This window comes from Bradyrhizobium sp. CCBAU 51765, from assembly GCF_015291725.1.
Taxonomy (GTDB): domain Bacteria; phylum Pseudomonadota; class Alphaproteobacteria; order Rhizobiales; family Xanthobacteraceae; genus Bradyrhizobium; species Bradyrhizobium liaoningense.
Genome location: NZ_CP030038.1, coordinates 5,609,933 through 5,633,028, shown reverse-complemented (window position 1 = coordinate 5,633,028; position 23,096 = coordinate 5,609,933). Strand labels below are relative to the sequence as shown.

The window sequence follows — 23,096 nt, the reverse complement described above, 5'->3', positions numbered from 1 at the left end:
ATGGCGAGCGCAGCGACTCCCCACTGGATCGCGGCGATCCTCCGTTGGCCGCTGCTGTGGCACGCCGCTCGCTTGGCGCTGGTGTCGGCCTACATTCTCGGCGGCTTCGCCAAACTGTTCGACTTCCCGGGCGCGGTCGCCGAACAGCAGCATTTCGGACTCAATCCTGCATGGCTGTGGGCCTCGGCAGCGATCGTCGTCGAACTCGTCGGCTCGCTTCTCGTGGTCGTCAACAGGCTGGTCTGGCTCGGAGCGGGCGGCCTCGGGGTACTGACTTTCGTGGCAATGCTCACGGCGAATGCGTTCTGGACGATGAGTGGTCACGAACGGTTCGTCGCCACCAACAGCTTCTTCGAACATCTGGGATTGATCGCAGCGCTGGTCCTCGTCGCGATCGTTTCCGAATCGACCTCTTGCCGTCCGGCGCTCGCTGGGCCATCCACCTTCGTTCAAGGAGCTTCCCGATGAAATTGACCAGATCCATCTTGCTTTGGGGCGCCGTTGTCGCGGTCGCTGCGGTTGGACCTTCCGTTGCCAAGGAGTCGGCGAAGAAAGACACGCCGGTTGCCGTCGCCCCGCAATACGACACCACCCACGTCTATGTCGCGCCCGAGGACGTCGACAAGTTCGTCAGCAGCTTTCTTGCGACCTTCGGCGGCAAGAGCACCAAGCAGGTCGTCGCCACGGTGACGCCGACGCCGAGCAGCACGACATCGCAACTGCTCCAGACGCCGGTTGGCACCGTGTCTCTGTTCGGCTTCAAGACCCCGATCCCGTATCCGTTCGGTGCGGAACGCAACGGCTATCTGGTGACCGACATCGACTTGGCGATCAGGCAGGCTCGTGCCGCCGGTGCCGATGTGATCGTATCCACCTTCCCCGACCCGATCGGACGCGACGCCGTGATCCAATGGCCGGGCGGCGTCAACCTGCAGATCTATTGGCACACCGCCAAGCCCAACTACGCCGCCTTCGAGCACATCCCTGAAAACCGGGTCTACGTTTCGGCGGATCGGGCTGCGGCCTTCACGCGCAGCTTCCTTACCTTCTCGCGCGGCAAGGTGGTGTCGGACGAGGCGAAGGCGCCGGGCATCGAGATCGGGCGACCGGATGCGACCTTCCGCCGGATTCGGATCGAGTCGGCGTTCGGAAAGATGGCGGTTCTGGTCACCGACGGTCATCTGCCTTATCCATACGGGCGGGAGACGACGGGCTACGAAGTCGCAGATTTGAACGCCACTCTCGCAAAGGCCAGGGCTTCGGGCGCCACCGTGCTCGTCGAGCCCTACACGTCGAACGGACGCTCAGCGGCTATCGTGATGTTCCCGGGGGGGTATATCGCCGAAGTCCATTCTCTGGCGCAGAAGAGCGCGGCGCAAGCCAGCGGCAAATGAGGTGACGTTGGCCGGGTCGCGTCGAGCCGTTTTGCGCAGCCTCCGGATCGGGCTTGCGCTGGCAAGCTTCGCTGTCGGCGCTGACTACGCCCGCGCGGCCGAGGAGGACGTTGCATCTCCGAAGCGACCCGCGATCCAGGCGAACCGGTGGACCGAGGACTGGTCGGTCCTCGCCGATCCGAGACTGCGCACCGAGCCGTTCGATGGTCTCAAGTACATTCCCCTGTGGGCCACGGATCCGAAGAGCTACATCTCGCTCGGCGCCACCCTGCGCGAGCGTTTCGAGACGAACGACGCGGCAGGCTTCGGTACAGGGAGGACGCCGCGCGACAGCTACCTTCTGCAACGCTTGCAAATCCATGCCGACGTCCACTTCAATGAGAACTGGCGGGCCTTCGTTCAACTCGAAGACGATCGCGCATTCGACAAGAACAGCATCTCTCCAGTCGATCAGGATCGTCTCGACCTGCGCCTGGCTTTCGTCGAATACGTCAATACGTTCGCAGGCGGAACCTTGAAAGCCCGCGCCGGGCGCCAGGACTTCGCTTTCGACCTTCAACGCTTCGTCTCCTCGCGCGACGGTCCGAATGTCCGCCAGTCCTTCGATGCGCTGTGGGCCGACTGGGAGACCGGCGACTGGCGTTTCATTGGATTTGTGAGCCGTCCGGTCCAGTATTTCGATGTCCGCCCGTTCGACGACACCTCCAACGACCGCTTCCGCTTCAGCACGCTCAGGATCGAACGCAAGGTCTTTGGCGATGACGAACTGTCAGGCTATTATTCGTTGTATGAGCGGAGCGCCGCCAAATATCTGGATGCGTCGGGAGACGAGCAGCGTCACGTCTTCGATCTGCGCTTTGCGGGAAAGAAGAGTGGGTTTGATTGGGATCTGGAGGCCATGGGGCAAGTGGGCCAGGTTGGCACCACGGACATCCGCGCCTGGGCCGTCGGCGCGCGGACAGGTTATACGATGGCATCGCTGCCCTGGCAGCCGCGTCTTGGGCTGCAGTTCGACGCCGGTTCGGGCGATCACCACGCGGGCGACGGAGCGCTCGGCACGTTCAACCCCCTGTTTCCGAACGGCTACTACTTCACGCTCGCCGGCTATGCGAGTTACGCCAACATCCTGCACCTGAAGCCCTCGATCACCGTGAGTCCGATTGAACGGCTGAAGATCATGGCCGCGATCGGGCTGCAATGGCGAGAAACCACGGCGGATGCGATCTACGTTCAGCCCAATGTGCCGATCGCGGGCACCGCGGGCGTAGGCAGCAACTGGATCGGGGCCTACGGGCAACTGCGCCTCGACTACGCGTTCAACGACCACCTCACCGGTGCCCTCGAAGCGGTGCACTTCGAGGTGGGTGACACGATCATTCGCGCTGGCGGACACACCAGCAACTATCTCGGCGTCCAGCTCCAATATGGTTGGTGACCATGCCTCGGCAAATCCTCTTGCTTCCGCTCCTGATGAGCTTCAATGCCGGCTTCGTGGACACTGCGGGCTTCCTCGCCCTGCAGGGGCTGTTCACCGCGCACGTCACGGGAAATTTCGTGACATTCGGTGCGGCCATGGTGCAGGGGACCTCGGGTGGACTTGCCAAGCTGCTCGCGCTTCCGGTGTTCTGCCTGGTCGTTGTCAGCACGCGAATCTTCAGCTTTTCCCTGCCCCGGATCGGCCTGCCCATATTTCGATCGATGCTGGCGCTGAAGGTGCTCCTGCTTGCGCTCGGTGGTGCGCTGGCGGTGCACTACGGCCCGTTCCCCCAAGGAGACAGCCTGCAGGCCATCTGCACGGGGATGGTGCTCGTTTCGGCGATGGCGATCCAGAACGCGGCCCATCGTATCCACATGGGGACGGAGCCCCCGAGCACGCTGATGACAGGAACCACGACTCAGATCATGATCGACATCGCTGACGTCATCCGCGGAGCCCCCGCTCCCGTGCTGGACCTCGCCCGGCCCCGCCTTGCCAAGATGACTGCAAGCGTGGCCGCCTTCGCGCTGGGATGCGCCGGCGGTGCCGTGCTGTATGCCAGTCTTGGCGTCTGGTGCTTCGTTGTGCCGCCACTGATTGCCTTGCCGGCGGTGTTCCTCGCGACCGAGCAGGCACCGAAGGTCGCGGGATAATGTCTGGCTGAAAGGAACAGTCGATGATCAGATGCGTCCGGATTTGGACCAGCGAGGACGGCAACTCCATGTTCGAGGAGGGATTGATCGAGCTTGCGGGTGGTGAGCGCGGCGATATTCTGAGCAAGGCCGTCGCGGCGTCGAGCATCTCCTTTCGGGAAACCAGGTCGGGCGGTGCTTTTGCTCCCCATAATGCTCCGACACGACAGTTTGTCGTCACGCTTAGCGGGACCTTGCAGTTCGAGACGGCGGGCGGGGCGACTTTCGTGATTCGTCCGGGCGACGTGTTGCTGGCCGAGGACACCAGCGGAACGGGACATAGCTGGAAGCTGATGGATGATCAGCCCTGGCGCCGGGCCTATGTGATTGTGGGCCCCGAGGTTGAAGTCCCGTTCATTAAATCAGCGTAATCGTGAATGGGCGGTGTCATTCCAAATTATCGGAAAGTGTCATGACCAAAACCCAAGCAACGGATCGCCCCGATGTCGTGCTGATCGGCGCCGGCATCATGAGCGCGACGCTCGGTGTCGTTCTCAAGGAGCTTGAACCATCGCTCTCGGTTTTGATGTTCGAGACCTTGCACGATTGCGGATTGGAGAGTTCGGACGGTTGGAACAATGCCGGGACCGGACACGCGGCGAATTGCGAACTGAACTACACGCCGCAGCGCGCGGACGGTAGCGTTGATATCTCCAAGGCGCTCGAGGTCAGCACCGAGTTCGATATCTCCCGCCAGCTCTGGTCATTCCTGGTCAGTAAGGGCGCGATACCGGATCCGCGGGCCTTTCTGCATCCATGTCCCCACATGAGCTTCGTCTGGGGCGATGCAAACGTCGCGTTCCTTCGCGCCCGCTACGAGGAAATGTCCGCGCACCATTGCTATCATGGCATGGAATACAGCGAAGACCACGCGAATATCGCGGCCTGGGCTCCATTGATCATGGAGGGTCGTGACTCCGCCCAGCCAGTGGCGGCAACTCGGATGATTACCGGAACAGACGTCGATTACGGAGCGTTGACCAGGCTGCTCGTGCAGCATCTCGGCAAGCAGCCAGGCTTTTCGGTTCACTATAATCGCAAGGTGACGGGGTTGGAGCGCGACGGCGATGGCCGCTGGCTGGTGTCCGCCCAGAACACGAGCACGGGGAGCGTCGAGACGATATCTGCGAAGTTCGTCTTCATCGGTGCAGGCGGCGGCGCGCTGCCGCTATTGCAAAAGTCCGGGATTCCCGAGGGCAGGGGCTTTGGCGGCTTCCCGGTGAGCGGGATCTGGCTGCGTTGCGATGTCGACGAGGTCAGCCAGCGACACCACGCCAAGGTGTATGGCAAGGCCGCCTCCGGCTCTCCGCCGATGTCGGTTCCTCATCTCGATACCAGGATCATAGGTGGCAAACAATCGTTGCTGTTCGGCCCTTACGCCGGCTTCTCGACGCGCTTCCTGAAGCATGGATCCCTCGATGACTTGTTTGCCTCCTTGAGCGCCGACAACATCATTCCACTGCTGGATGTGGCACGCGACAATCTGCAATTGTCCGAATATCTCATCGGCCAGGTGATGCAGAGCGCAGACCATCAGTTTGCAACCTTGCAGCAGTTCTTCCCGAAGGCAGTCAAACAGGATTGGACAAGAGCCGTCGCGGGCCAGCGCGTGCAGACGATCAAGCCTCATATGAGCAGCGGATGGTTCAAGCATGAAGAAGGCGTACTCGAGTTCGGCACCGAAGTGGTGTCTGCCGGGGATAAATCGATCGTGGCGTTGCTTGGCGCCTCGCCAGGCGCCTCCACCGCTGCATTCATCGCCCTCGAAGTCCTGCAACGCTGCTTTGATCGCGAACTGACCGAGGACGGTTGGCTGCCGCGTCTCCGAAGCATCATTCCGACGTTCGGGATCGACCTCACTCGCGATGCCGACGCCTGCCGCCGGACGCGGGCCGCGACGGCCGCCACGCTCAAGATCGAGAACGTCTGATGCGGTAGACACACCTGGATAGAGCGTGCCTCCTACCAAAACTCTACCGTCACTGAAGGGAAAAATTGAATGCCTGGTTCTACCGATCGAGACTTGCCGGTGATGACCGACGTTCCGATTGGCCTACCTGCGACAGGGACGCGCACCGAGTTCGACTCGATGGGCAGCGTCGACGTGCCGGCGTCGCGCTATTATGGCGCCCAAACCGCCAGGTCGTTGGTCCACTTCTCGATCGGAGAAGATCGCATGCCCAAGGCGGTTTATCATGCCTACGGCATCGTCAAGAAGGCCTGCGCGTTGGTCAACCAGGCCGCCGGTCGCCTGCCACCATGGAAAGCATCCGCAATCATACGCGCGGCGGACGAGGCAATTGCGGGAAAGCTTGACGGGCATTTTCCCCTGTATGTCTGGCAGACTGGATCGGGTACCCAGTCCAACATGAACGTCAACGAGGTGCTGTCCAATCGCGCGATACAGCTTCTCGGCGGAACGTTGGGCACCCAGCAGCCGGTTGGTCCGAACGACGACGTCAACATGGGGCAGAGTTCTAACGACACGTTCCCCACCGCCATGCATATTGCGGCAATCACTGTGCTGGATGACCGCCTGCTCCCTGAACTGGATGCTCTTGCCGGCGTAATCGAGGCGAAGGCGAAGGGCTGGATGTCCATCGTCAAGGCCGGCCGCACCCACCTCGAGGACGCGACGCCGCTGACCGTCGGGCAGGAATGGTCGGGATACGCAGCTCAAATCCGAGCTTGCATCGCCGCCATTGCCGACTCCCGTGCCGGCCTCTACGAACTCGCCGTCGGGGGAACGGCCGTCGGAACGGGATTGAATGCACCAAAAGGGTTCAGCGTCGCGGTCGCAGCGAGGATCGCGGAGCTGACCGGAAAGCCGTTCGTCACCGCGCCGAACAAGTTCATGGCCCAGGGCTCGCTTGATGCCATGGTGCGGGCACACGCAGCTCTGCGGGGCGCGGCCGTTGCATTGATGAAGATCGCGAACGACATGCGGTGGCTTGCCTCGGGCCCGCGCTGTGGGCTCGGCGAGCTGAAACTGCCACAAAACGAACCGGGCTCGTCAATCATGCCCGGCAAGGTCAATCCAACTCAATGCGAGGCAATCGTGATGATCGCGATCCAGGTTCTGGGCAACGACACCGCCGTCGCGTTGGCCGGATCGCAAGGTAATTTCGAGTTGAACGCCATGCGGCCGATCATCATCAACGCCTTTTTGCACTCGGCAACGATTCTGGCGGATGGCTGCGCAAAGTTCAGGACGTATTCGGTCGAAGGAACGGAGCTCGACGAAAAGAAGATCGCGAGCTATGTGGCCAACAGCCTCATGCTCGTGACCGCCCTGTCTCCCGTAATCGGCTACCAGAACGCGGCTCATATCGCTGAGAAGGCAGATTCAGAAGGCCTGACGTTGCGGGAAGCCGCGCTCGCGTCAGGACATGTCGATGAAAAGACGTTCGATGCGGTCGTCAATCCGCAGGCGATGGTGGGAGACGGGGTCGGCGGCGCGTAGCCGCCGAGCTGACGAGCAAGATCCATGTCTGAACAATCTGATCGCCAACTTGAACGAAGGGAGACGGACCCGCTCAGAGTGATCATTCGAGTCGCCGAGTTACTATTCGTGCACGGCGAAACCACAGAAGGGACTCGGCGTACCGTCGAGCGTCTTGGAGGGGGACTTGGAACGCGGGTGACCTTCGTCCCGCGCTGGGGAGATCTTAGGATTTTACCGGACCGATGCACGTTCGGCGCCGAGGTTGCTGCAGAGCCGCTAGGCGTCGATATGGCCAGGGTCAATGCCACCGAATTGCTGGTCGATAAACTATGCGATCACAAGAGTTCACCGCGCGCTGCGCTCTCGCAGCTTGACGACATCGCTCGATTGCCTGCCGTTGGGCTATCGCGCTTTGTCGCAATGGCTGCCGCCGGCGCCGCAGCGCTGAGCGTGATTTTTGGTGCGACCGACTTCTCCACGATCGGATGGACGGCGGTGAGCGCCGGCGTCGGCGCGGGCATTCGGCGTCTTTTGTCCCTTGTCAGCCGCAACCCCTTCGTGCAGCCGTTCGCCGCAGCTCTGGTCGCCGGAGCGATTGTGAGCCTTTTGAGCAGCGCACACTTGGCGATATCGCAACATCTCGTGGCGGCCTGTCCTTGCATGGTGCTGGTTCCTGGACCTCACTTTCTCAACGGCGCGATTGACCTCGTCAGGGCGCGCATTGCGCTTGGAGCGGCGCGCGTCCTGTTCGCCAGCCTCGTTATCGTCGCGATCTGCGCTGGCCTCCTGATCGGCCTCTCCTTCGGCCCGACGCGTCTGGACGCGCCCGTGACGTCTGTCCAGGTTCCCTTTTTCTATGATCTCTGTGCGGCGGGTGTCGCGGTCGCCGCCTACGGGGCCTTCTTCAATATGCCCTGGAGGATGCTGCCGGCGCCCATCGCGATTGGTGTCTCGGCACACGCCCTCCGCTGGCTCGTCCTTGATGCCGGTGCGAGCATGCAACTCGGGGCGCTGGCAGGCTGCACGCTCGCTGGACTCAGCAGTGCCTTGCTGTCGCGCCGTTTGCGCGTGCCTTTTGGCGCAATCGCGTTCGCAGCCGTGGTGTCGCTCATTCCGGGCATTTTCATGTTCCAGACAGCCGCCGACGCATTGTCCATCGTCAACTCCGGGCCCGGCGTGCCGGTCTCGGACCTGTATGAGATCGCCAGCAACGTTGTGAAAGTATCGGTGACCCTGCTGGCCATGGCGACGGGCCTAATCGTCCCCAAGATGTTGTTCGACGGGTGGCTACTGCTCTCCAGAAACGGAGACCGTCGCCATGGAGCCCCCAGCTAGCTCAGTGCCTCGACACGAGCGCGGGTCGCTCCAACCGATGTATTCACCCTTGCCGCCGTGACAAGCCATCCATACCTCCCGGGTCAAGGGCACGCACGGCTGGATCACTTGCCTCCTCCGACACCGCTCCTTGCAAATCCTCCAAAATGCGCTTGGCGCGCCGAAATGGGGCAGTCGCGTGTCCTTCGAGAAACAGGCCGAGTGTCTGGCCGAGCAGAGTGGACGCCTCTTCGATCCTCCCCTGGAGCCTCAGCATGTCGGCAAGGCATTCTGCTGCCTTGAGCTCCCAACCCAGCGCTCCCTGCTGGCGCGACATGGCGATCGCCTCGCGGAAGTGGCTTTCGGCCGATCGCGACTGACTTCCTTCCAGCGCCTGCAGCGCGGTGCCGTGTATGCGTAGCGCGTCCGGCAGCATTCCCAGAGCATCGATAGCTCTCGTCCGCTCCAACGATTCGGTCGAAGCCAGCACGGCCTCTTCCGGACGCCCGGCCGCTGCGAGCAGTTCGGCAAGCCGCCCCAGAAACGGGACGCGGGCATTGTCGTAGCGGGCATCGCTGAGATTGATGATTCCCGTCCGCAGGAGCTGTTCGGATCGCTCGAACTCCCGCTGGAGGAACAGCAAGCGGCCTTCGAAGGCCATCGCGGAGAAGACATAGCTCTGGATATTGTTGGCCTCGGCCAATTGGCGCAGCCGGAGGATGGCAGCCTCGGCAAGATCGAGCTCTTCCATCCTGAGGTAGATCGTGCAGCACCAGACGAGCGCCTGGCAGATCGCAGTGGGGTGTCCAGTCCGTTCAGCCGCCTCTTGGGCGGCAAGAGACGTGCGGCGTGCGCGGTCCAAGCGACCTTCGCACCAATCGACTGACGCCATGACGCACTGGGCATTGATCGAATGATTCACGCCCCAGCGGCCGATCGTCGATGTGTCGGGATGCGTTTGAAAGTAGGAGTGCGCCTGGACAGCGAGATCGAAGGCGGCCGGGTATCGGGCGCTGAAGTACAAGGACTCGCTCTTGACACTTTTGACCATGGCAACGGCAATCGGCTCATCGATGTCCGAAACGAGCCGGTCCATCCGTTCTATTTCGGCTCGCGCGGCCTTCAGATCGCCGCGTCGATGCAGGAAGAGAACGAAGGCAAGTCGAACCCTGAGTTCCCATTTGTGGTCTTCCAGATTGACCGCGATCGCGATCGCTCTGTTCAAGGCCTCGCGCGTGCGGCCGGTCATGCCTTCTGTGTACATCATGGTGAGACCGAGCGCAGCTTTCAGGACCATCTCATCTCGCTCGCATTCGGCGGTTGGATCGAGCCTGTCGACTGCTTTCGAGGTCCACGCAATGCATTCGGCGAGAAGTGAATTTTCCAGCCACACGGGCACGGCAGCTACGGCGAGAGCCACACCCGCGCTCTTTTCCCCGTTCGCAGCGAAGGCCCAATCCAGAGCTCCGCGGACGTTGTCCAGCTCCTTGACCGCGTCGCGGGCCATCTGCACCCGGTTCGGGCCGTCAGCGCACTTCCGCAGCATCGCGGTCAGGCAGGACGCCAGGTTGGCGGCCAGCATGTCTTGCTCGGATTGGTCGATCAGCTTGCCGAGCGCGAAAGCCCGCGCGATTTCCGGGAGTCGAAACCTTGTTCCATTGTCGCCGACGTCAACCGAGAGCAAGGACTTGCAGACGAGATCGGCGACGATGAGCGCCGTGTCGTGGTCCCCGTGCGGAACGATCGCGACCGCAGCCTCGAGGCTGAAGCTTCCCGCAAAGATGCCAAGGCAGCGGAACACAAGCTGCTCGCGCTCGCTGAGCAATTGGTAGCTCCAGTCGATGGCCGCAGCGATTGTCCGGTGCCGCGCAGGCGTTCCGCGGCGAGCGTCTTCAAGAAGGCTGAGGCGATCCTCTAGTCTGCCGGCCAAACCCTTGACGCCGAACGCGCTCACGCGGGCCGCGGCGATCTCTATCGCAAGCGGATTCCCGTCCAGCCTTATGCAGACCTGAGCGGCGTCAGCGGCGGTCGTATCATCGAGTTCGAAATCGTTGGTGACGGCGGCTGCTCGCTCGACGAACAGCTGTACCGCCGGGTAGGCCAGAGCGTCTTTGAGACGAAGATCCGCTTGCGGCGGAGGCAGGGAAAGGGGCGGGAGGGAGAATACCTGCTCGCCATTGATGCGTAGCGGCTCTCTGCTCGTGATCAGTACCTTCGTCCTGTCCGCTGCCAGCAGTATCGTGCTGATGGCGGCGGCCGCCCCCTCGATCAGGTGCTCGCAATTATCGAAGACCAAGAGCACGTTCTTGGTTCGCACCGCGGAGACGACCCCCGAAAGGGCGTCGCTGGAACGGACTTCGATCGGGAGGGCGGACGCGATCACGCTCGATATCAGCGAGGGGTCTGTGATCGAGGCGAGGTCGACCAGCCATACACCGTGCTCAAACTGCGGAAGCATCGTTTCCGCCAACCGAAGCGCCAGGGCGGTCTTTCCTACGCCTGCCGAGCCGATGATGCTGACGAGACGTCCGTTGGCCAGTTTCTGCTTGAGCGTCTCGACCGCTTCGTCCCGCCCGATCAAGCGGTTGAGTTGAGCCGGTAGGTTGTGATTCGTCGCCAGAGCCGGGTGGTCGTGCTGACCGGGTTCGTCGAGCACCCTTATCGGAGCGACGAACCTGTACCCGCGGCCGGGGATGTTGACGATGTATGGATTCGCGTTGTCGTCCTCGCCCAGGGTGCGGCGGAGCGCCGCCACCTGCACCGTAAGATTCGCCTCGACGACGACGGTGTCCGGCCAGGCGATCTCCAGAAGCTCGCGCTTGCTGACCAGCTCTCCGGCCCGCTCAACGAGCGCAATCAGGATCTCGATCGCCTTTGCGCCGAGACGGACGTCGCGGTCATCTTCGAAGAGGATACGCTTGGACGTGGAAAGACGAAACGGTCCGAATAGAAACGTACGCAGTGCTCTATCGTCGCGATCGGACATCCATTGATCAGCCGCTGGATCATGCAAGCGGCCTCATTAACCCGGAGGGCCCCAGGGTGTCCACCCACCGACGGTAGATTCAGGGCTGATTGTCCCGCTGCACCTGCACGGCGACCGCCTGCCGACGCGCCACGATGGCGGTCATCGTAATGCTTTCAGCCTGGACTGCGGACAGTTTGGCCAACTCCATGGCGGCCGCGGCCAGCAGCTCGATCGAATCGGCGCGGGCGTGAAGTCGCGCGGTCTGCCGTCCCAACACCCACCTGGGCAGCGTCTCGTCGGCAAGGACTGCATCGCGTGCAAGTCCGGCTTCGAGCGTCTCGCGAAGCTTCCCGGCACGCGCGCAAGACTCAATGGCAAGCGCGCGCAAGTTATCGAGCTGCTCCGCGCACTGGGCGTCGTCCGTTGGCGGGCAGCTTGCGAACAACCCGTTGATGTTATTCAAACTGGCTTGCAAACGGAGCAGGTGAGGACGCAAGTCCTCGCCGAACTGGGTTAAATTGCCGCTCATGGGGTTCCTGCCCTGATAATGAGCCATATTCCTCCCTGGCTGGCGTCGCGGCCAGCAAAATTTTGCAAATTCCCAGGTAGTCCGCGACTGCAAACTGTTTCTATGAGCCGGAGAACGGTGATTTTTGGAACATTTTACTGGCGAGTAAGTGGAGCAGAACCTAACCATCGGCCGGGTCTGCGGTATCCTGGGAACTCCAATGGCCGAAGAAGGCGACGGCTCATTCGAAGGTTTCTATGGTCGCCGACTTGCCGCCCATCTCGGTATGGACGGCGACTGTCTCCGCAAGATCAACCGTCAAGGAAAGCTCGCGCTTGCCGTCACGAGACTGACGTGCAACCGTCTGCTGCGGGAGCGGACCGCCGCAATTCCCTCGGAGCAAGCCTTCAGCATTCTTCATCAACTCGGCGACCTGGACCGGCATTCTTGCTGGCTCGCCGGGCGCCAGCGATATTCAGGCTCATTCCAGGCCGGGACGGTGAGCGTCATCGACTTGCGTGACACTCCCCAGTGCGAGTTCAAAGGTCCGGTCGACGCCGTCCAATATTATATCCCGCGCCGCGCACTCGACGAATTTGCCTACGAGAATGGTACGAAGCCGATTTCGACCCTGAGTTGGGATCGTGGTCGGCGTGATCCCTATCTTTCCGCCCTATCCAGTGTGCTTTTGACTGCACTGGAGGAAGAGAACGCCAACAACAGTCTGTTCATTGATCAGCTCGGCTTGAGCTTGCTGGCCCACTTCGCGCAGACATATGGCGCTTGCGCCCGCAAGGGCGCCCAGGAAAGCGGCCTTGCTCCATGGCAGGAGCGCCGAGCCAAAGAGATCATGCGCGTGCGCCTCTCAAGCAACTTGACGATCGCCGACGTCGCGGCCGAATGCAAGCTGACTCCGAGCCACTTCGCTCGCTCGTTTCGGCGCAGCACGGGTGTCGCTCCGCATGAATACCTCTCGCGGCTTCGTATCGAAGAGGCAAAGCGGCTGATGGCGGGCACGAAGCTCTCCTTAGCGGACATCGCGCTGATCTGCGGGTTCGGCGACCAGAGCTATTTTACGCGGGTGTTTTCGCGCACCGTCGGCACGAGCCCTGGCCTATGGCGCCGAACTCGTTCGGAAGGATAAGGCTGGCGCGCTTCGGAGTGGGAGTATCTGGATCTGCCCCATCGGAAGGACCGGCAAATACGACGAGTTTGGCAGAGAGGTTATCCGGCGACTGCGTAGCAACACAGGTGAGGGCAACCGAACTATTCTGACCATCGGATAAGGCCGATCGCTCGTTTGGTTGCAGAATTCATTGGCCGGTACGCTCCGCCTGAAAAACGTCGCCATGGCAGATCGCCGCGGCCGCACGCTCGGCGATCAGGATCGTCGGCGTCTGGATGTTGCCGGAGATCATGATCGGGATCACCGAGGCGTCGGCGACGCGGAGGCCTTCGAGGCCATGCACTTTGAAGGTCTGGGGATCGACCACCGCCATCTTGTCGTTGCCCATGCGGCAGGTTGAGGAGGCGTGATACAGCGTGGTGCAATGGCCGCGCACATACTCCGCAATGTCGGCGTCGCTGGTCGCCTCCATGCTCGGCGTGACTTCACCCTCGATCAGCTCTTTGAGCGGTGACTGCGCGGCGATACGGCGGTTGATGCGCACGCCCTCGACCAGCGTTGCGATGTCGCGGCCACTCGGATCGGATGAGAAGTAGCGCGGGTCGATTGCCGGATATTCCAGCGGATCGGCCGAGCGCAAGGTCAGTTCGCCACGGCTGTTCGGCCGCTGCAATGTCGAGTGCAAGGTGATGCCCGGCTTCGAGGACAGGAAGCGGACGTAGTCACGGTGCGGGCTGATCGCGCCATAGAGCTGCAGATCGGGCTCGACGTCCGGACGGCTGCGGACATGCGCGCCAGCCGCGACCCAAGGCGAGGAGCGGGGACCGCTGCGGCTGTCCTGCCATTCCTTCAGGCTGGCCTCGAGGCTTTCGTCGGTCCAGGCGCCGACGCCGATCTTTTCCTTGGTGTAGAAGGTAATGGGGATGTTGATGTGGTCCTGCAGATCCTTGCCGACGCCGGGCAGGTCGTGCACCGGCGTCACACCGACGTTCTTGAGTTCGTCGGCGGGGCCTATGCCCGACAGCAGCAGTTGCTGCGCGGAGCCGATCGCACCTGAGGACATCACGACATCGCTCGATGCCTGCGCAGTCTTGAACTGGCCGTTCTCGAGATACTCGACGCCGGTAGCGCGCCCCTTCTCTATGACCACCCGGATCACGCGTACGCCGGTCTTGACGGTGAGATTGGGCCGCGACAGCGCCGGACGCAGATAGGCCTTGCCGGTGCCGAAGCGCTCGCCCTGCTTGATCACGAATTGGAAGAAGCCAGCGCCTTCCTGGCTCTCGCCGTTGAAGTCGCGATTGTGCGCATGACCGGCGGCCTTGGCCGCCTCGAGCCAGAGCTGCTCGTTCGGATCGACGAACGGCACGTGCGCGACATAGAGCGGGCCCTTGGTGCCGTGCATCGGGCTGTCAGTGAAGTCGGCATTGTTCTCAAAGGCGATGAAATCCGGCAGCACTTTGCGCCAGCCCCAGCCGGTGCATCCGGCCTTTTCCCAGCCGTCATAGTCGGAGGGCAGGCCGCGGATATAGATCATCGCATTCATCGCACCGGAGCCGCCGACCATCTTGCCGCGCGGCCAGAACACGCGGCGGCCGCGGCAACCGGCCTGCGGCTCCGTGTAGAAGCCCCAATCGACCGCGGTGTTGAACATCGTCGGCCAGTCTGACGGAATGTCCGACGCCAACGGCGCGGCGCGCCCGGCTTCCAACACCAGCACCTTGCGGGCCGGATCCGCAGACAGCCGGTTGGCCAAGACGCATCCGGCCGAACCGGCGCCCACGATAATCGTATCGTACATCTCTCGCTCCATGGGTCACGCCGGCGTTTCACCGGACATCTCTGCTGTCATCCCGGGGTTGCGCGTGCGCAAGCGGTTCCAGATGCTCTCAAAGAGGCCGATCAGCCCGTTTGGCATCAGCACCATGACGGCGGCGATGATGATGCCGAGCCCGAGCGAGCGGAATTCGCCGATCTCGCGCATCGCCTCGTCGGCGGCCACCAGCACGATGGCGCCGACCAGCGGTCCCCACAGCCGGCCGATGCCGCCCACGACCACCATGGCGATGATGAAGAACAGCTGCGAGAACGACAGCACGCCAGGACCGATCGCGTTGAAATGCGCGGCGTAGAGCCCGCCTGCGAGGCCGGTGAAGAATGCCGACAGTCCGAACACCAGGAGTTGCATCTGGAAGCGGCTGATGCCGCGAGCCATGGCGCAGCCGGGATTGTCGCGCAACGCCCGGAAGGCGAGCCCGATCGGGCCGCGGATGATCGCCCAGGTGAACACCATCGTGATGGCGAACAGCGCCACGACTAGCGCGTAGTTGGCGACCAGGAACTTGGCCTTGAACATCGCGCGTGTGCCGAGATCGCCGAAGCGAGCGAATCCAACCGCGCCGCCGGTGAGTTGCCGGCATTGGGTGCCGACCATCACGAAGCAGTCCGTGTCGGTGACGATCAAAAGATACATCACCTGCGCGACCGCAAGCGTCAGCAGCGCGGTATAGGCGCCGCTCAGCCGCAGGCAGGCCGCGCCGATCACCAGGCTGAATAGCACGGTGGCAACAGCCGCGAGCGGCATCGCGGCCCAGATGTTGAGGCCGAAATAGAAGCACAGCATCGCGGTGGCGTAGCCACCGAAGCCGAACAGCGCCATCTGCGCCAGCGAGAAAACGCCGGAGAAACCGAACAGCAGGTTCCACTGCGAGGCGACGATGGCATAGAATAGGCCGAGCGTGACCTGGCCGATCACGTAACGGCTGTCGACATAGAACGGCAGCGCGATCGCCGCGGCGAGGACGACGAGGCCGACCAGGGGATGGGCGAGATCTTCGCGTTTCACATGGACCTCACAGACGCCGCACTTCGACCCGGCCGAACAATCCGCCCGGCCGGCGGATGAGCACCAGGATCACGATGGCGAGCAGAGCAGGGAAACCCCATCGCGCGCCGGCCAGGAACTGGACCAGCGCCTCGACGATCGCGAGACCGAACGAGGTGATGATCGCGCCCGGCAGATTGCCGAGCCCTGCCACCACGCACATGATGAAGGCCTTCAGCATCGGATCAGCGCCGAGCGAGGGTGAGAGCTGGGTAATCGATGACACCAGGACACCGCAGACACCGGCGAGCATCCCGGACAGGATCAAGACCTGCAGATAGACCCGCGCGACCGGCACGCCCATCAGCTTGGCGGCATCAGGGTTCTGTGCGGTGGCACGGATGGCGCGGCCCGCTTTGGTGCGGGTCAGGAACAGCGCGGTAGCGCCCATCAGTGCGATGGCGCTGACGACGATGATGAGGTTCTGCCAGGGTAGCGCGAAGCCGCCGAGATTGATCGCGCCGCCAACCGAGAGCGGTTGCCCCAGCGGCTGGCCGCCATAGAGCCGCAGCACGGCATTCTCGAGCGTGAGCGCGACGCCGAAGGTCGCGATCATGATGGTGGTCTCAAAGGTCTCGGGGCTGCGGCGCGACAGCGGGTAGGCGACCAGCACGAAGATCAGCGCCCCAATCACGCCGCCGACCGCGGTAGCGGCAAGCACCGCAAGCGGCACCGGCAATCCGAGCTGGCTGGCTGCCGTGAAGGCCGCGTAACCGCCGAGCGTCAACAGTGTGCCATGCGCCATGTTGAGCATGCCGAGCGAGCCCCAGACCAGCGACAGACCGAGTGTCGCCAGCGCGTACAGGGCGCCGGTGGTGATGCCAGAGACGAGTACGGGTCCTATGATCTCCACGTCGTCAGCCTCCGAGATAGGTTGCGAGCAGCTCGTCGCGCTGCAGCAGCACGGCTGGCTCGCCCGACCAGACGAAGGCACCGTTGTCGAGCAGATGGATGCGGTCGGCGATGTCGGCGACGCGGGCGGGGTTCTCCTCGACCAGCAGGATGGTGCGGCCGCTCGCCTTCAGCCGCGCGATCACCTCGTAGATCTGCTCGATGATGATCGGCGCGAGGCCGAGCGACGGTTCGTCGATCAGCATCACCGAGCCGTTCATCATCAAGCCGCGGCCGATGCCGACCATGCGCCGTTCGCCTCCGGAGAGGCTGGCGGCAATCTGGGTCTGGCGCTCGGCAAGCTTGGGCAGCAGGGTGAACACCTCCTCGAGCCGCCGCGCCACTGCCGCCTGATCGGAATCGAGATAGGCGCCCATCAGCAGGTTCTCGAGCACGCTCATCCCTGCAAACAACAGATCGCCCTGCGGCACATGGATCACGCCGTTGGCCGCCACGCGATGCGCCGGTTGGCCGGAGATCACGCGGCCGTTCAGCGATATCGATCCCTTGCGCACCGGGAGCAGGCCGGAGATCGCACGCAGCAGGGTGGATTTGCCGTGGCCGTTGGGGCCGACGACGGTGACGAGCTCACCCGGATCGACCGACAGCGATATGCCGGTGAGGACGTTACGGCCGTCGTAGCCGGTGACGAGCCCATTGACGACGAGGCAGGGAGAGTTCGACGGTTCAACCATGTGCGCTCATCTCGGGCTGTTTGACGAAAAAGGCCTTCAACCGGCTGGTCGCGGCCTTGCCGAGATAGGTCTCGACCACGGTCTGGTCGTCGGCCACCGCCGCGGGCGCGCCTTCGAAGATCGATTTGCCATGGTGCATGATCACGACGCGCGTCGACAGCGAGAGCAGGAAGCGCATGACGTGCTCGATCAGCAGGATCGCAATCCCCGAGGCCGAAAGCCGCTTCACGACGTCGGCGATCCGGTCGACCTCTGACGGGCTGAGGCCGCCGACCGGCTCGTCGAGCAGCAGCAATTGCGGCGAGGTCGCAACGGCGCCGGCAATCATCAGCAGCTTGCGGTCGAGCACCGGCAGGTCACGTGCGATGCGTTTGCGCCCCGCAAGGCCGACGAGATCGAGCGCTGTGGCGGCGCTCTGCCTGGCGACACGACTGATGGCAAAACCGGGAAAGCGGCGTTCGCTATGGCCGAAATGCGCGGCCACCTCGATGTTCTCCTGAACCGACAGACTGTCGAAGGCCGCATTGAGCTGAAAGGTACGGGCGATGCCGGCGCGGCACACCTCGTGCGCCGCAAGACCGGTGATGTCACGTCCCGCAAACAGGATGCGGCCGTCGGTGATCGGGGTGACGGCAGTGACGACGTCGAAGAAAGTCGTCTTGCCGGCGCCGTTCGGCCCGCCGAGGCCGACCACCTCGCCGGGCCGGACGGTCAAGGAGAGACCGTCCACCGCGCGGAGCGACCCGAACGTCTTGGTCACGTCCTCGCAGACGAGCAGTGGATCGTTCGTCCGGTCAGGAGAGGTCACCGCGCCAGCCTCTCACGCCTTGATCCACGGCGGCAGCTTCATCGCGTCGACGGCGTAGAGCGGAGGCGCGATCAGCTTGGGATCGGTGCGATAATCCTGGTGTTGTAGGAACTGGTGCGCCATCCCGAGCGAGGGATCCTTGACCTGGGTCGGATAGCAGAACGCGGACTGACCCTTCGGATCGGCGTGATAGATGCCGTTGACGCCGCGATAGATCAGCCGCTTCATCGCTTCCGAAACCTTGCGGGTCTGCTCCTTGTTGTTGGGCTCGCTGGCGCCGCCGGCGATCGCGGCCGACAATGCGTAGTGCCAGAGCCCGTCATAGGTCTGCGAGCCCGTGATGAAGGCAGCTTTGGCGCCGAACTTCTCGCGATAGGTCTTGCGGTAGGCCGCGGAGAATTCATCCGGCAGGCAGCCGATTACGGTGGAATAGATCACGCCGTTGACGGCTTCCTTGCCGATCTCGCGAAACGCCGGTAACGAAGGTCCGTACTGCATGTAGACTAGGCTCTGCGTCGGCTCGGGCAGGAACTGGGTCATGAACTGTGCCAGATCCTGCGGCAGGAAATGCGTCACCGCAATCGCAGCCGGTGGATTCTGCCGCAGCTTGGCAAGCGTAGGTCCCCATTGATTGGTCGGGAAGGGCACCGTCTCGTAGAGCCCGAGCTCGAAGCCGAACTCCGTGAGCCGGTCGCGGATCGCGTTGGCGATCACGATCGAATACTCGTTGGCCGAGGGGATGATCGCGATCTTCTTGTTCGGCGGATTCCACTGCTTGCTGTCGATCAGCGACTTCAGAAACAGCAGGAAGCCGGGGCCGTAATAGAATTCGGGCGGGTCGCCCTGGAAGCACGAATAATAACGCTGCGGGTCGCTGAGGAACTTGGTGTTGTGCGAGATCAGCGTGTTGTAATGCACGAAGATGACGTCGTTGTCGGCGGCGACGTCCATCTCCACCATGTTGGTGCCGACATTGTAGCCGTTGATGATGGCGCCGGCCGAATGGCGATCGATCAGGCGCTGCATCGCCTGGGTGACGATGTCGGCGCCCATCTCCTTGGTGTCCTCGATCTCGATCTGGATCGGGCGTCCGAGGATGCCGCCGGCGGCGTTAATTTCTTCGGCGGCGAGCGTGAGGCCGTTCTTGAATTCGATGCCATCTGCGGCGGCGAAGCCCGACATCGGCAGTGCCGAGCCGATCTTGACCGGTGCTCCCGCGGCGCGAGCTCCACCGTTCAGGCTTGCCAGCATTGCAATCGAACCCGCGCCGGCGGCAACGCCGCCGAGAAGTGAACGTCGGTCAATCATGATCGTCAGTACCCCTCGTCAATGGCGCGGACAATCCGACGCCTCCCTCTAAAGCAAGAGATGCACGGCGGTCGTTGCTGCACGAACCATGCCATGGCATCCGGCAATCCCATTTATCGACAACACCATCGAGTGAACTCAGCGCGTGGCAGGAAGGCGCGCCACCAGTGCGGCGGCGGCCTCGATCACTGCGGCTTGATGCGGCTGCAGATCGTTACCGCCCCATGCGGCCATCAGCGGCTCCCAGGGATCGGCCATATGTGTCCGCACGCCCGACAGCTCCTCGAGCACCGCAAGCCCGCAATACGGCGCGTACATCTCGGAATAGCCGCCTTCATGTGTCATCAGGATGCGGCCGTTGCACAAGGTTTTGGCGGCGGCGAGCAGCATGCGCGTCATCTCGCGATAGGCCGCCGAGGACAGCATCATGCGGCCGAGCGGATCGACACCTGACGCGTCGAAGCCCGATGCGACTACGATCATATCTGGCGCAAAGCGATGCAGCGCGGGCAGCACGACGCGCTCGAACGCCGCGCGATAGGCCCCTACACCAGATCCCGGCGGCAGCGGCACGTTGATGTTGTAGCCTTCGCCGGCACCAGCGCCGTTCTCGGCGAGCGCGCCCGAGTTCGGCGGAAACAGATTGTCCTGATGCAGCGAGACGGTGAGCACGCTGGGGTCTTCGTAGAAGATCGCCTGCGTCCCGTTGCCGTGATGCACATCCCAGTCGACGACTGCGACGCGGCCGACCTTGCCCGTCGCCTGCAGATGGCGGATTGCGACCGCTGCATTGCCGAACAGACAGAAGCCCATGCCGAGCTCGGGGCGCGCATGATGTCCGGGAGGGCGGACCAGTGCATAGGCATTGGTCACAGCGCCGGATGCGACCGCTTCGCCCGCGGCGATCGCGCCGCCGGCCGCGAGTAGCGCGATCTCGTAGCTGCCGGCGCCGAGCGGCGTCAGCTCGCTGGCATCGCCGCCGCCCGCGTCGCTGAGACGCTTGATATGCGCGATATGCTCTGACGTGTGGACGCGGGCGATCTCGGCGACCGTAGCCGAACGCGGCTTGATCTGCACGAGCTCATCGAGCAGGCCGCTGACCTCGACCAGATTGCGGATGCGGCGCTTGGTTTCCGGATTTTCTGCATGGGTCCCTGGCTGGATCGTCAATCCCGGCGGAAACACCTGAGCCCAGTTGCCGGTGTTGTGCCACATGTAAAGTTCATGGCAGACAAACCCAGTAGCCATGCGTGCAATCCTTCGTCCTGACGCGCCGCCCTCGTGTTGATCTATTCGACCGCGCTGATCGCCTCGTCGAACGTATCCGCAATCTTGTCGGCATGTTCGGTCGTGAAGGTGAGCGGCGGGGAGATGATGAACGTATCGGCGAGGTTGCGGATCAGGATGCCCTTGGCAACGCATCTCTCCCAGATCCGCTGGCCGAAATTCTCCGCCAGATCGAACGGCCGCTTGGTTTCGGGATCGGCGACCAGCTCGATGCCGATCATCAGTCCCTTGCCGCGCACGTCACCCATGTTGCGATGGCGCTTCTGGATGTCCTTCAGCCGCGCCAGCAGATAAGCGCCGACCTTGCCGGCATTGGCCGGCAGCTCTTCCTGCTCGACGATGCGCAGATTGGCGATCGCGGCCGCGCAGGCGAGGGGATGCCCGGCATAGGTGTTGCCGTGCATGAAGGCACGCGGCGTGAACTGGGACTTGTCGTCGGACTGGAAGGCCGCTGCAACCTTCACGTTGATCAAGGTCGCGCCAAGCGGGATGTAGCCGCTGTTGATCCCCTTGGCGAACACCATGATGTCGGGCTTCACGCCCCAGGCGCGGCTGCCGAACATGCTGCCGGAGCGGCCGAAGCCGGTGACGACCTCGTCGGCGATCAGCAGCACGCCGTGGCGATCGCAGACCTCGCGCAGCAGCGGCCAGAAATTCGCAGGCGGCACGATCACGCCGCCGGCGCCTTGCACCGGTTCGGCCATGAAGGCCGCGACGCTGTCCGGACCCTGGTAGATGATCTCGCGCTCCAGCAGCTCTGCGCAGAGCCGGCCGAGTGCCTCCGGATCCGACGTGAAGGGGTTGCGATAGACGTGCGGTGTCTCGACCTGGAAGAAGCCCGGCAGCAGCGGCGTGAATTGCTCCTTGTAGACATTGACGCCGCCGGCCGACAACGCGCCGAGTGTCACGCCATGATAGGCGCCGCGCAGCGAGATGATTTTGGTGCGCAGCGGCTGGCCGGCGAGCCGCCAATACTGTTTGGCGAGCTTGATGGCAGCTTCATTCGCCTCCGAGCCGCCGGATGAGAAGAATGTACGGACCATGCCTTCCGGCTCGGCGAGCCGGCAGAGCTCGTCCGCGAGCGCGACCGACGGGCTGTTGGTGGTGTTGCCGAAGGTGGAATAGAAGCTGAGACGATCGAGCTGTTCGATGATTGCCTGTTTGATCTCGGGCCGGCCATGCCCGACATTGACGTTCCACAACCCGGCCTGTCCGTCGAGATAGCGACCGCCCTGGCCGTCCGAGACATAGACACCGTCACCGCCCTCGATGCAGATTGGCGGATTCTCGGCGAGGAAATTGGCATTCGCGAAGGGGTAGACGACGTGACGAGTCAGCGTGTCGTTGTTGCGAGCGGCTGCTGTGGTCATGCTCTCGTTCCTGTTTTCCCCGGAACTTCGATGTTCGCTGCCTCAAGCATAAACACGGGGACAAAAATTGGTCAAATGACCAATTTTGTGCAACATGCAAATTTGTGCGCCACGAGATAGACAATCCCGCGCGCATTGGAGAGACGGATGACAGCTGCAGCACGCGAGCAGGTCGGCGCCAAGGGCGAGCGGACGCGGCGCCAGATCATCGCGGGCGCCTTGCAGGCGCTTGCGACCGGGGGCGTCGCGGCGACGACGACCCGCGACATCGCGGCCGGTGCCGGCGTTCGCCTCGCGACGCTGCACTACCATTTCGAGAGCAAGAGCGCGCTGCTGCTTGCGGTGCTCGAACATCTGATCGATGAGACGACCACGGCGCTGCGCGAGGAGACCGGCGAGACGGCTGACATCGCAAGCTGCATCCGCGGGTCCTTGCGTGCCGGCTGGCGCTACCTGACGCGAACGCTCGAGCTGCAGATCGTGCAGTACGAGCTAACCTTGTACGCGCTCCGGCGCGACGATGCAGTCGGGCTCGCGGGTTATCAATATGATGCATATATCAAGGTTTATCAGGACATCCTGCAGGGCGTTGCCGGGCGCACCGGCGAGCTCGACGTGGCTGAGTGCGCCGACGTTGCGCGGTTCATGCTGGCCGGTATCGATGGACTATTGTTGCAGGAGCTGGCGAAGCCGAACAGGGCCAGATCATCGCACGCGATCGAGACGCTGATCGCGGCGACTCAGGTATTCGCAAGCGGGCTGTCGAACAACCGTAAAGCGCGAAAGGCGCGGAGGCCCGCGACGCGGGGATGAGCGCTGCGGCATAAGTCGGCGGGGTCGGCTATCCGCTCGACGGCGAAGTGGATCGGCATCTTGCCTTGGGCGCTCGCCTTGCGGAGCCTGCTTCGCTTCAATCGTCGCCCCGCCAG

Annotated in this window: 20 protein-coding genes; 10 read left to right on the top strand and 10 right to left on the bottom strand. The window is 63.0% G+C overall.

Annotation, left to right across the window (positions count from 1 at the left end; genetic code table 11):
- From XH96_RS26780 to XH96_RS26745, 8 genes are all read left to right on the top strand, one after another.
- On the top strand, positions 1-468 hold the full coding sequence (locus XH96_RS26780; protein ID WP_194388409.1) for a DoxX family protein: 468 nt from the start codon (positions 1-3) through the stop codon (positions 466-468).
- Positions 465-1,394: a glyoxalase gene (locus XH96_RS26775; protein WP_194388408.1), complete on the top strand. Its 930-nt coding sequence runs from the start codon at positions 465-467 to the stop codon at positions 1,392-1,394. The genes XH96_RS26780 and XH96_RS26775 overlap by 4 nt, the downstream gene beginning before the upstream one ends.
- Before the next feature lie 31 nt (positions 1,395-1,425).
- Positions 1,426-2,829 (top strand): alginate export family protein, encoded by a 1,404-nt coding sequence (locus XH96_RS26770; protein WP_194388407.1) that lies wholly within the window; start codon positions 1,426-1,428, stop codon positions 2,827-2,829.
- 2 nt (positions 2,830-2,831) lie between these two features.
- Positions 2,832-3,524 carry a YoaK family protein gene (locus tag XH96_RS26765; protein ID WP_194388406.1) on the top strand — a complete coding sequence of 231 codons (693 nt, stop codon included), beginning with the start codon at positions 2,832-2,834 and terminating at the stop codon, positions 3,522-3,524.
- Positions 3,525-3,547: 23 nt separating this feature from the next.
- The gene (locus tag XH96_RS26760) at positions 3,548-3,934 is read left to right on the top strand and encodes an AraC family ligand binding domain-containing protein (protein ID WP_194388405.1); all 387 of its coding nucleotides are present in this window, start codon (positions 3,548-3,550) and stop codon (positions 3,932-3,934) included.
- A gap of 41 nt (positions 3,935-3,975) precedes the next feature.
- Positions 3,976-5,493 carry a malate dehydrogenase (quinone) gene (gene mqo, locus XH96_RS26755; protein WP_194388404.1) on the top strand — a complete coding sequence of 506 codons (1,518 nt, stop codon included), beginning with the start codon at positions 3,976-3,978 and terminating at the stop codon, positions 5,491-5,493.
- A gap of 102 nt (positions 5,494-5,595) precedes the next feature.
- Entirely contained in the window at positions 5,596-7,026 is a 1,431-nt protein-coding gene (gene fumC / locus XH96_RS26750) for a class II fumarate hydratase (RefSeq protein WP_246790187.1), read from the top strand.
- A gap of 24 nt (positions 7,027-7,050) precedes the next feature.
- The gene (locus tag XH96_RS26745; RefSeq protein WP_194388402.1) at positions 7,051-8,343 is read left to right on the top strand and encodes a threonine/serine exporter ThrE family protein; all 1,293 of its coding nucleotides are present in this window, start codon (positions 7,051-7,053) and stop codon (positions 8,341-8,343) included.
- 43 nt (positions 8,344-8,386) lie between these two features.
- On the opposite strand, the gene XH96_RS26740 is transcribed toward XH96_RS26745, so the two are convergent.
- Complete coding sequence (locus XH96_RS26740) at positions 8,387-11,308, bottom strand: winged helix-turn-helix domain-containing protein (RefSeq protein WP_194388401.1); 2,922 nt, start codon at positions 11,306-11,308, stop codon at positions 8,387-8,389.
- A 79-nt stretch (positions 11,309-11,387) separates the two neighbouring features.
- On the bottom strand, positions 11,388-11,846 hold the full coding sequence (locus XH96_RS26735; protein WP_194388400.1) for a hypothetical protein: 459 nt from the start codon (positions 11,844-11,846) through the stop codon (positions 11,388-11,390).
- 172 nt (positions 11,847-12,018) lie between these two features.
- On the opposite strand from XH96_RS26735, the gene XH96_RS26730 reads away from it, so the two are divergent.
- Entirely contained in the window at positions 12,019-12,942 is a 924-nt protein-coding gene (locus XH96_RS26730; protein ID WP_194388399.1) for a helix-turn-helix domain-containing protein, read from the top strand.
- Between the two features lie 169 nt (positions 12,943-13,111).
- Here XH96_RS26730 and XH96_RS26725 read toward each other — a convergent pair whose 3' ends face one another.
- The 8 genes from XH96_RS26725 to XH96_RS26690 form a co-directional block, all read right to left on the bottom strand.
- Complete coding sequence (locus XH96_RS26725) at positions 13,112-14,725, bottom strand: GMC family oxidoreductase (RefSeq protein WP_194388398.1); 1,614 nt, start codon at positions 14,723-14,725, stop codon at positions 13,112-13,114.
- A 15-nt stretch (positions 14,726-14,740) separates the two neighbouring features.
- Entirely contained in the window at positions 14,741-15,769 is a 1,029-nt protein-coding gene (locus XH96_RS26720) for a branched-chain amino acid ABC transporter permease (protein WP_194388397.1), read from the bottom strand.
- A gap of 7 nt (positions 15,770-15,776) precedes the next feature.
- Positions 15,777-16,661 carry a branched-chain amino acid ABC transporter permease gene (locus XH96_RS26715; protein ID WP_194388396.1) on the bottom strand — a complete coding sequence of 295 codons (885 nt, stop codon included), beginning with the start codon at positions 16,659-16,661 and terminating at the stop codon, positions 15,777-15,779.
- Between the two features lie 4 nt (positions 16,662-16,665).
- Entirely contained in the window at positions 16,666-17,394 is a 729-nt protein-coding gene (locus XH96_RS26710; RefSeq protein WP_194388395.1) for an ABC transporter ATP-binding protein, read from the bottom strand.
- Complete coding sequence (locus XH96_RS26705) at positions 17,387-18,202, bottom strand: ABC transporter ATP-binding protein (protein ID WP_194388394.1); 816 nt, start codon at positions 18,200-18,202, stop codon at positions 17,387-17,389. Before XH96_RS26705 ends, XH96_RS26710 begins: the two co-directional genes overlap by 8 nt.
- 12 nt (positions 18,203-18,214) lie before the next feature.
- Positions 18,215-19,510, bottom strand: a complete 1,296-nt coding sequence (locus XH96_RS26700) for an ABC transporter substrate-binding protein (RefSeq protein WP_194388393.1) — start codon at positions 19,508-19,510, stop codon at positions 18,215-18,217.
- A gap of 138 nt (positions 19,511-19,648) precedes the next feature.
- Positions 19,649-20,758: a class II histone deacetylase gene (locus tag XH96_RS26695; protein ID WP_194388392.1), complete on the bottom strand. Its 1,110-nt coding sequence runs from the start codon at positions 20,756-20,758 to the stop codon at positions 19,649-19,651.
- 41 nt (positions 20,759-20,799) lie between these two features.
- Entirely contained in the window at positions 20,800-22,167 is a 1,368-nt protein-coding gene (locus XH96_RS26690) for an aminotransferase class III-fold pyridoxal phosphate-dependent enzyme (protein ID WP_194388391.1), read from the bottom strand.
- A gap of 147 nt (positions 22,168-22,314) precedes the next feature.
- On the opposite strand from XH96_RS26690, the gene XH96_RS26685 reads away from it, so the two are divergent.
- Positions 22,315-22,980, top strand: coding sequence for a TetR/AcrR family transcriptional regulator (locus XH96_RS26685; RefSeq protein WP_194388390.1), 666 nt, complete (start codon positions 22,315-22,317; stop codon positions 22,978-22,980).
- The last annotated feature ends 116 nt before the right edge of the window (positions 22,981-23,096 follow it).

What these genes read in the sequence shown, in the direction of transcription:
- XH96_RS26780 (WP_194388409.1), top strand. Translation starts at nt 1, where the DNA reads ATGGCGAGCGCAGCGACTCCCCACTGGATCGCGGCGATCCTCCGTTGG.
- XH96_RS26775 (WP_194388408.1), top strand. Translation starts at nt 465, where the DNA reads ATGAAATTGACCAGATCCATCTTGCTTTGGGGCGCCGTTGTCGCGGTC.
- XH96_RS26765 (WP_194388406.1), top strand. Translation starts at nt 2,832, where the DNA reads ATGCCTCGGCAAATCCTCTTGCTTCCGCTCCTGATGAGCTTCAATGCC.
- XH96_RS26760 (WP_194388405.1), top strand. Translation starts at nt 3,548, where the DNA reads ATGATCAGATGCGTCCGGATTTGGACCAGCGAGGACGGCAACTCCATG.
- mqo (WP_194388404.1), top strand. Translation starts at nt 3,976, where the DNA reads ATGACCAAAACCCAAGCAACGGATCGCCCCGATGTCGTGCTGATCGGC.
- fumC (WP_246790187.1), top strand. Translation starts at nt 5,596, where the DNA reads ATGACCGACGTTCCGATTGGCCTACCTGCGACAGGGACGCGCACCGAG.
- XH96_RS26745 (WP_194388402.1), top strand. Translation starts at nt 7,051, where the DNA reads ATGTCTGAACAATCTGATCGCCAACTTGAACGAAGGGAGACGGACCCG.
- XH96_RS26740 (WP_194388401.1), bottom strand. Translation starts at nt 11,308, where the DNA reads ATGTCCGATCGCGACGATAGAGCACTGCGTACGTTTCTATTCGGACCG.
- XH96_RS26735 (WP_194388400.1), bottom strand. Translation starts at nt 11,846, where the DNA reads ATGGCTCATTATCAGGGCAGGAACCCCATGAGCGGCAATTTAACCCAG.
- XH96_RS26730 (WP_194388399.1), top strand. Translation starts at nt 12,019, where the DNA reads ATGGCCGAAGAAGGCGACGGCTCATTCGAAGGTTTCTATGGTCGCCGA.
- XH96_RS26725 (WP_194388398.1), bottom strand. Translation starts at nt 14,725, where the DNA reads ATGTACGATACGATTATCGTGGGCGCCGGTTCGGCCGGATGCGTCTTG.
- XH96_RS26710 (WP_194388395.1), bottom strand. Translation starts at nt 17,394, where the DNA reads ATGGTTGAACCGTCGAACTCTCCCTGCCTCGTCGTCAATGGGCTCGTC.
- XH96_RS26700 (WP_194388393.1), bottom strand. Translation starts at nt 19,510, where the DNA reads ATGATTGACCGACGTTCACTTCTCGGCGGCGTTGCCGCCGGCGCGGGT.
- XH96_RS26695 (WP_194388392.1), bottom strand. Translation starts at nt 20,758, where the DNA reads ATGGCTACTGGGTTTGTCTGCCATGAACTTTACATGTGGCACAACACC.
- XH96_RS26690 (WP_194388391.1), bottom strand. Translation starts at nt 22,167, where the DNA reads ATGACCACAGCAGCCGCTCGCAACAACGACACGCTGACTCGTCACGTC.
- XH96_RS26685 (WP_194388390.1), top strand. Translation starts at nt 22,315, where the DNA reads ATGACAGCTGCAGCACGCGAGCAGGTCGGCGCCAAGGGCGAGCGGACG.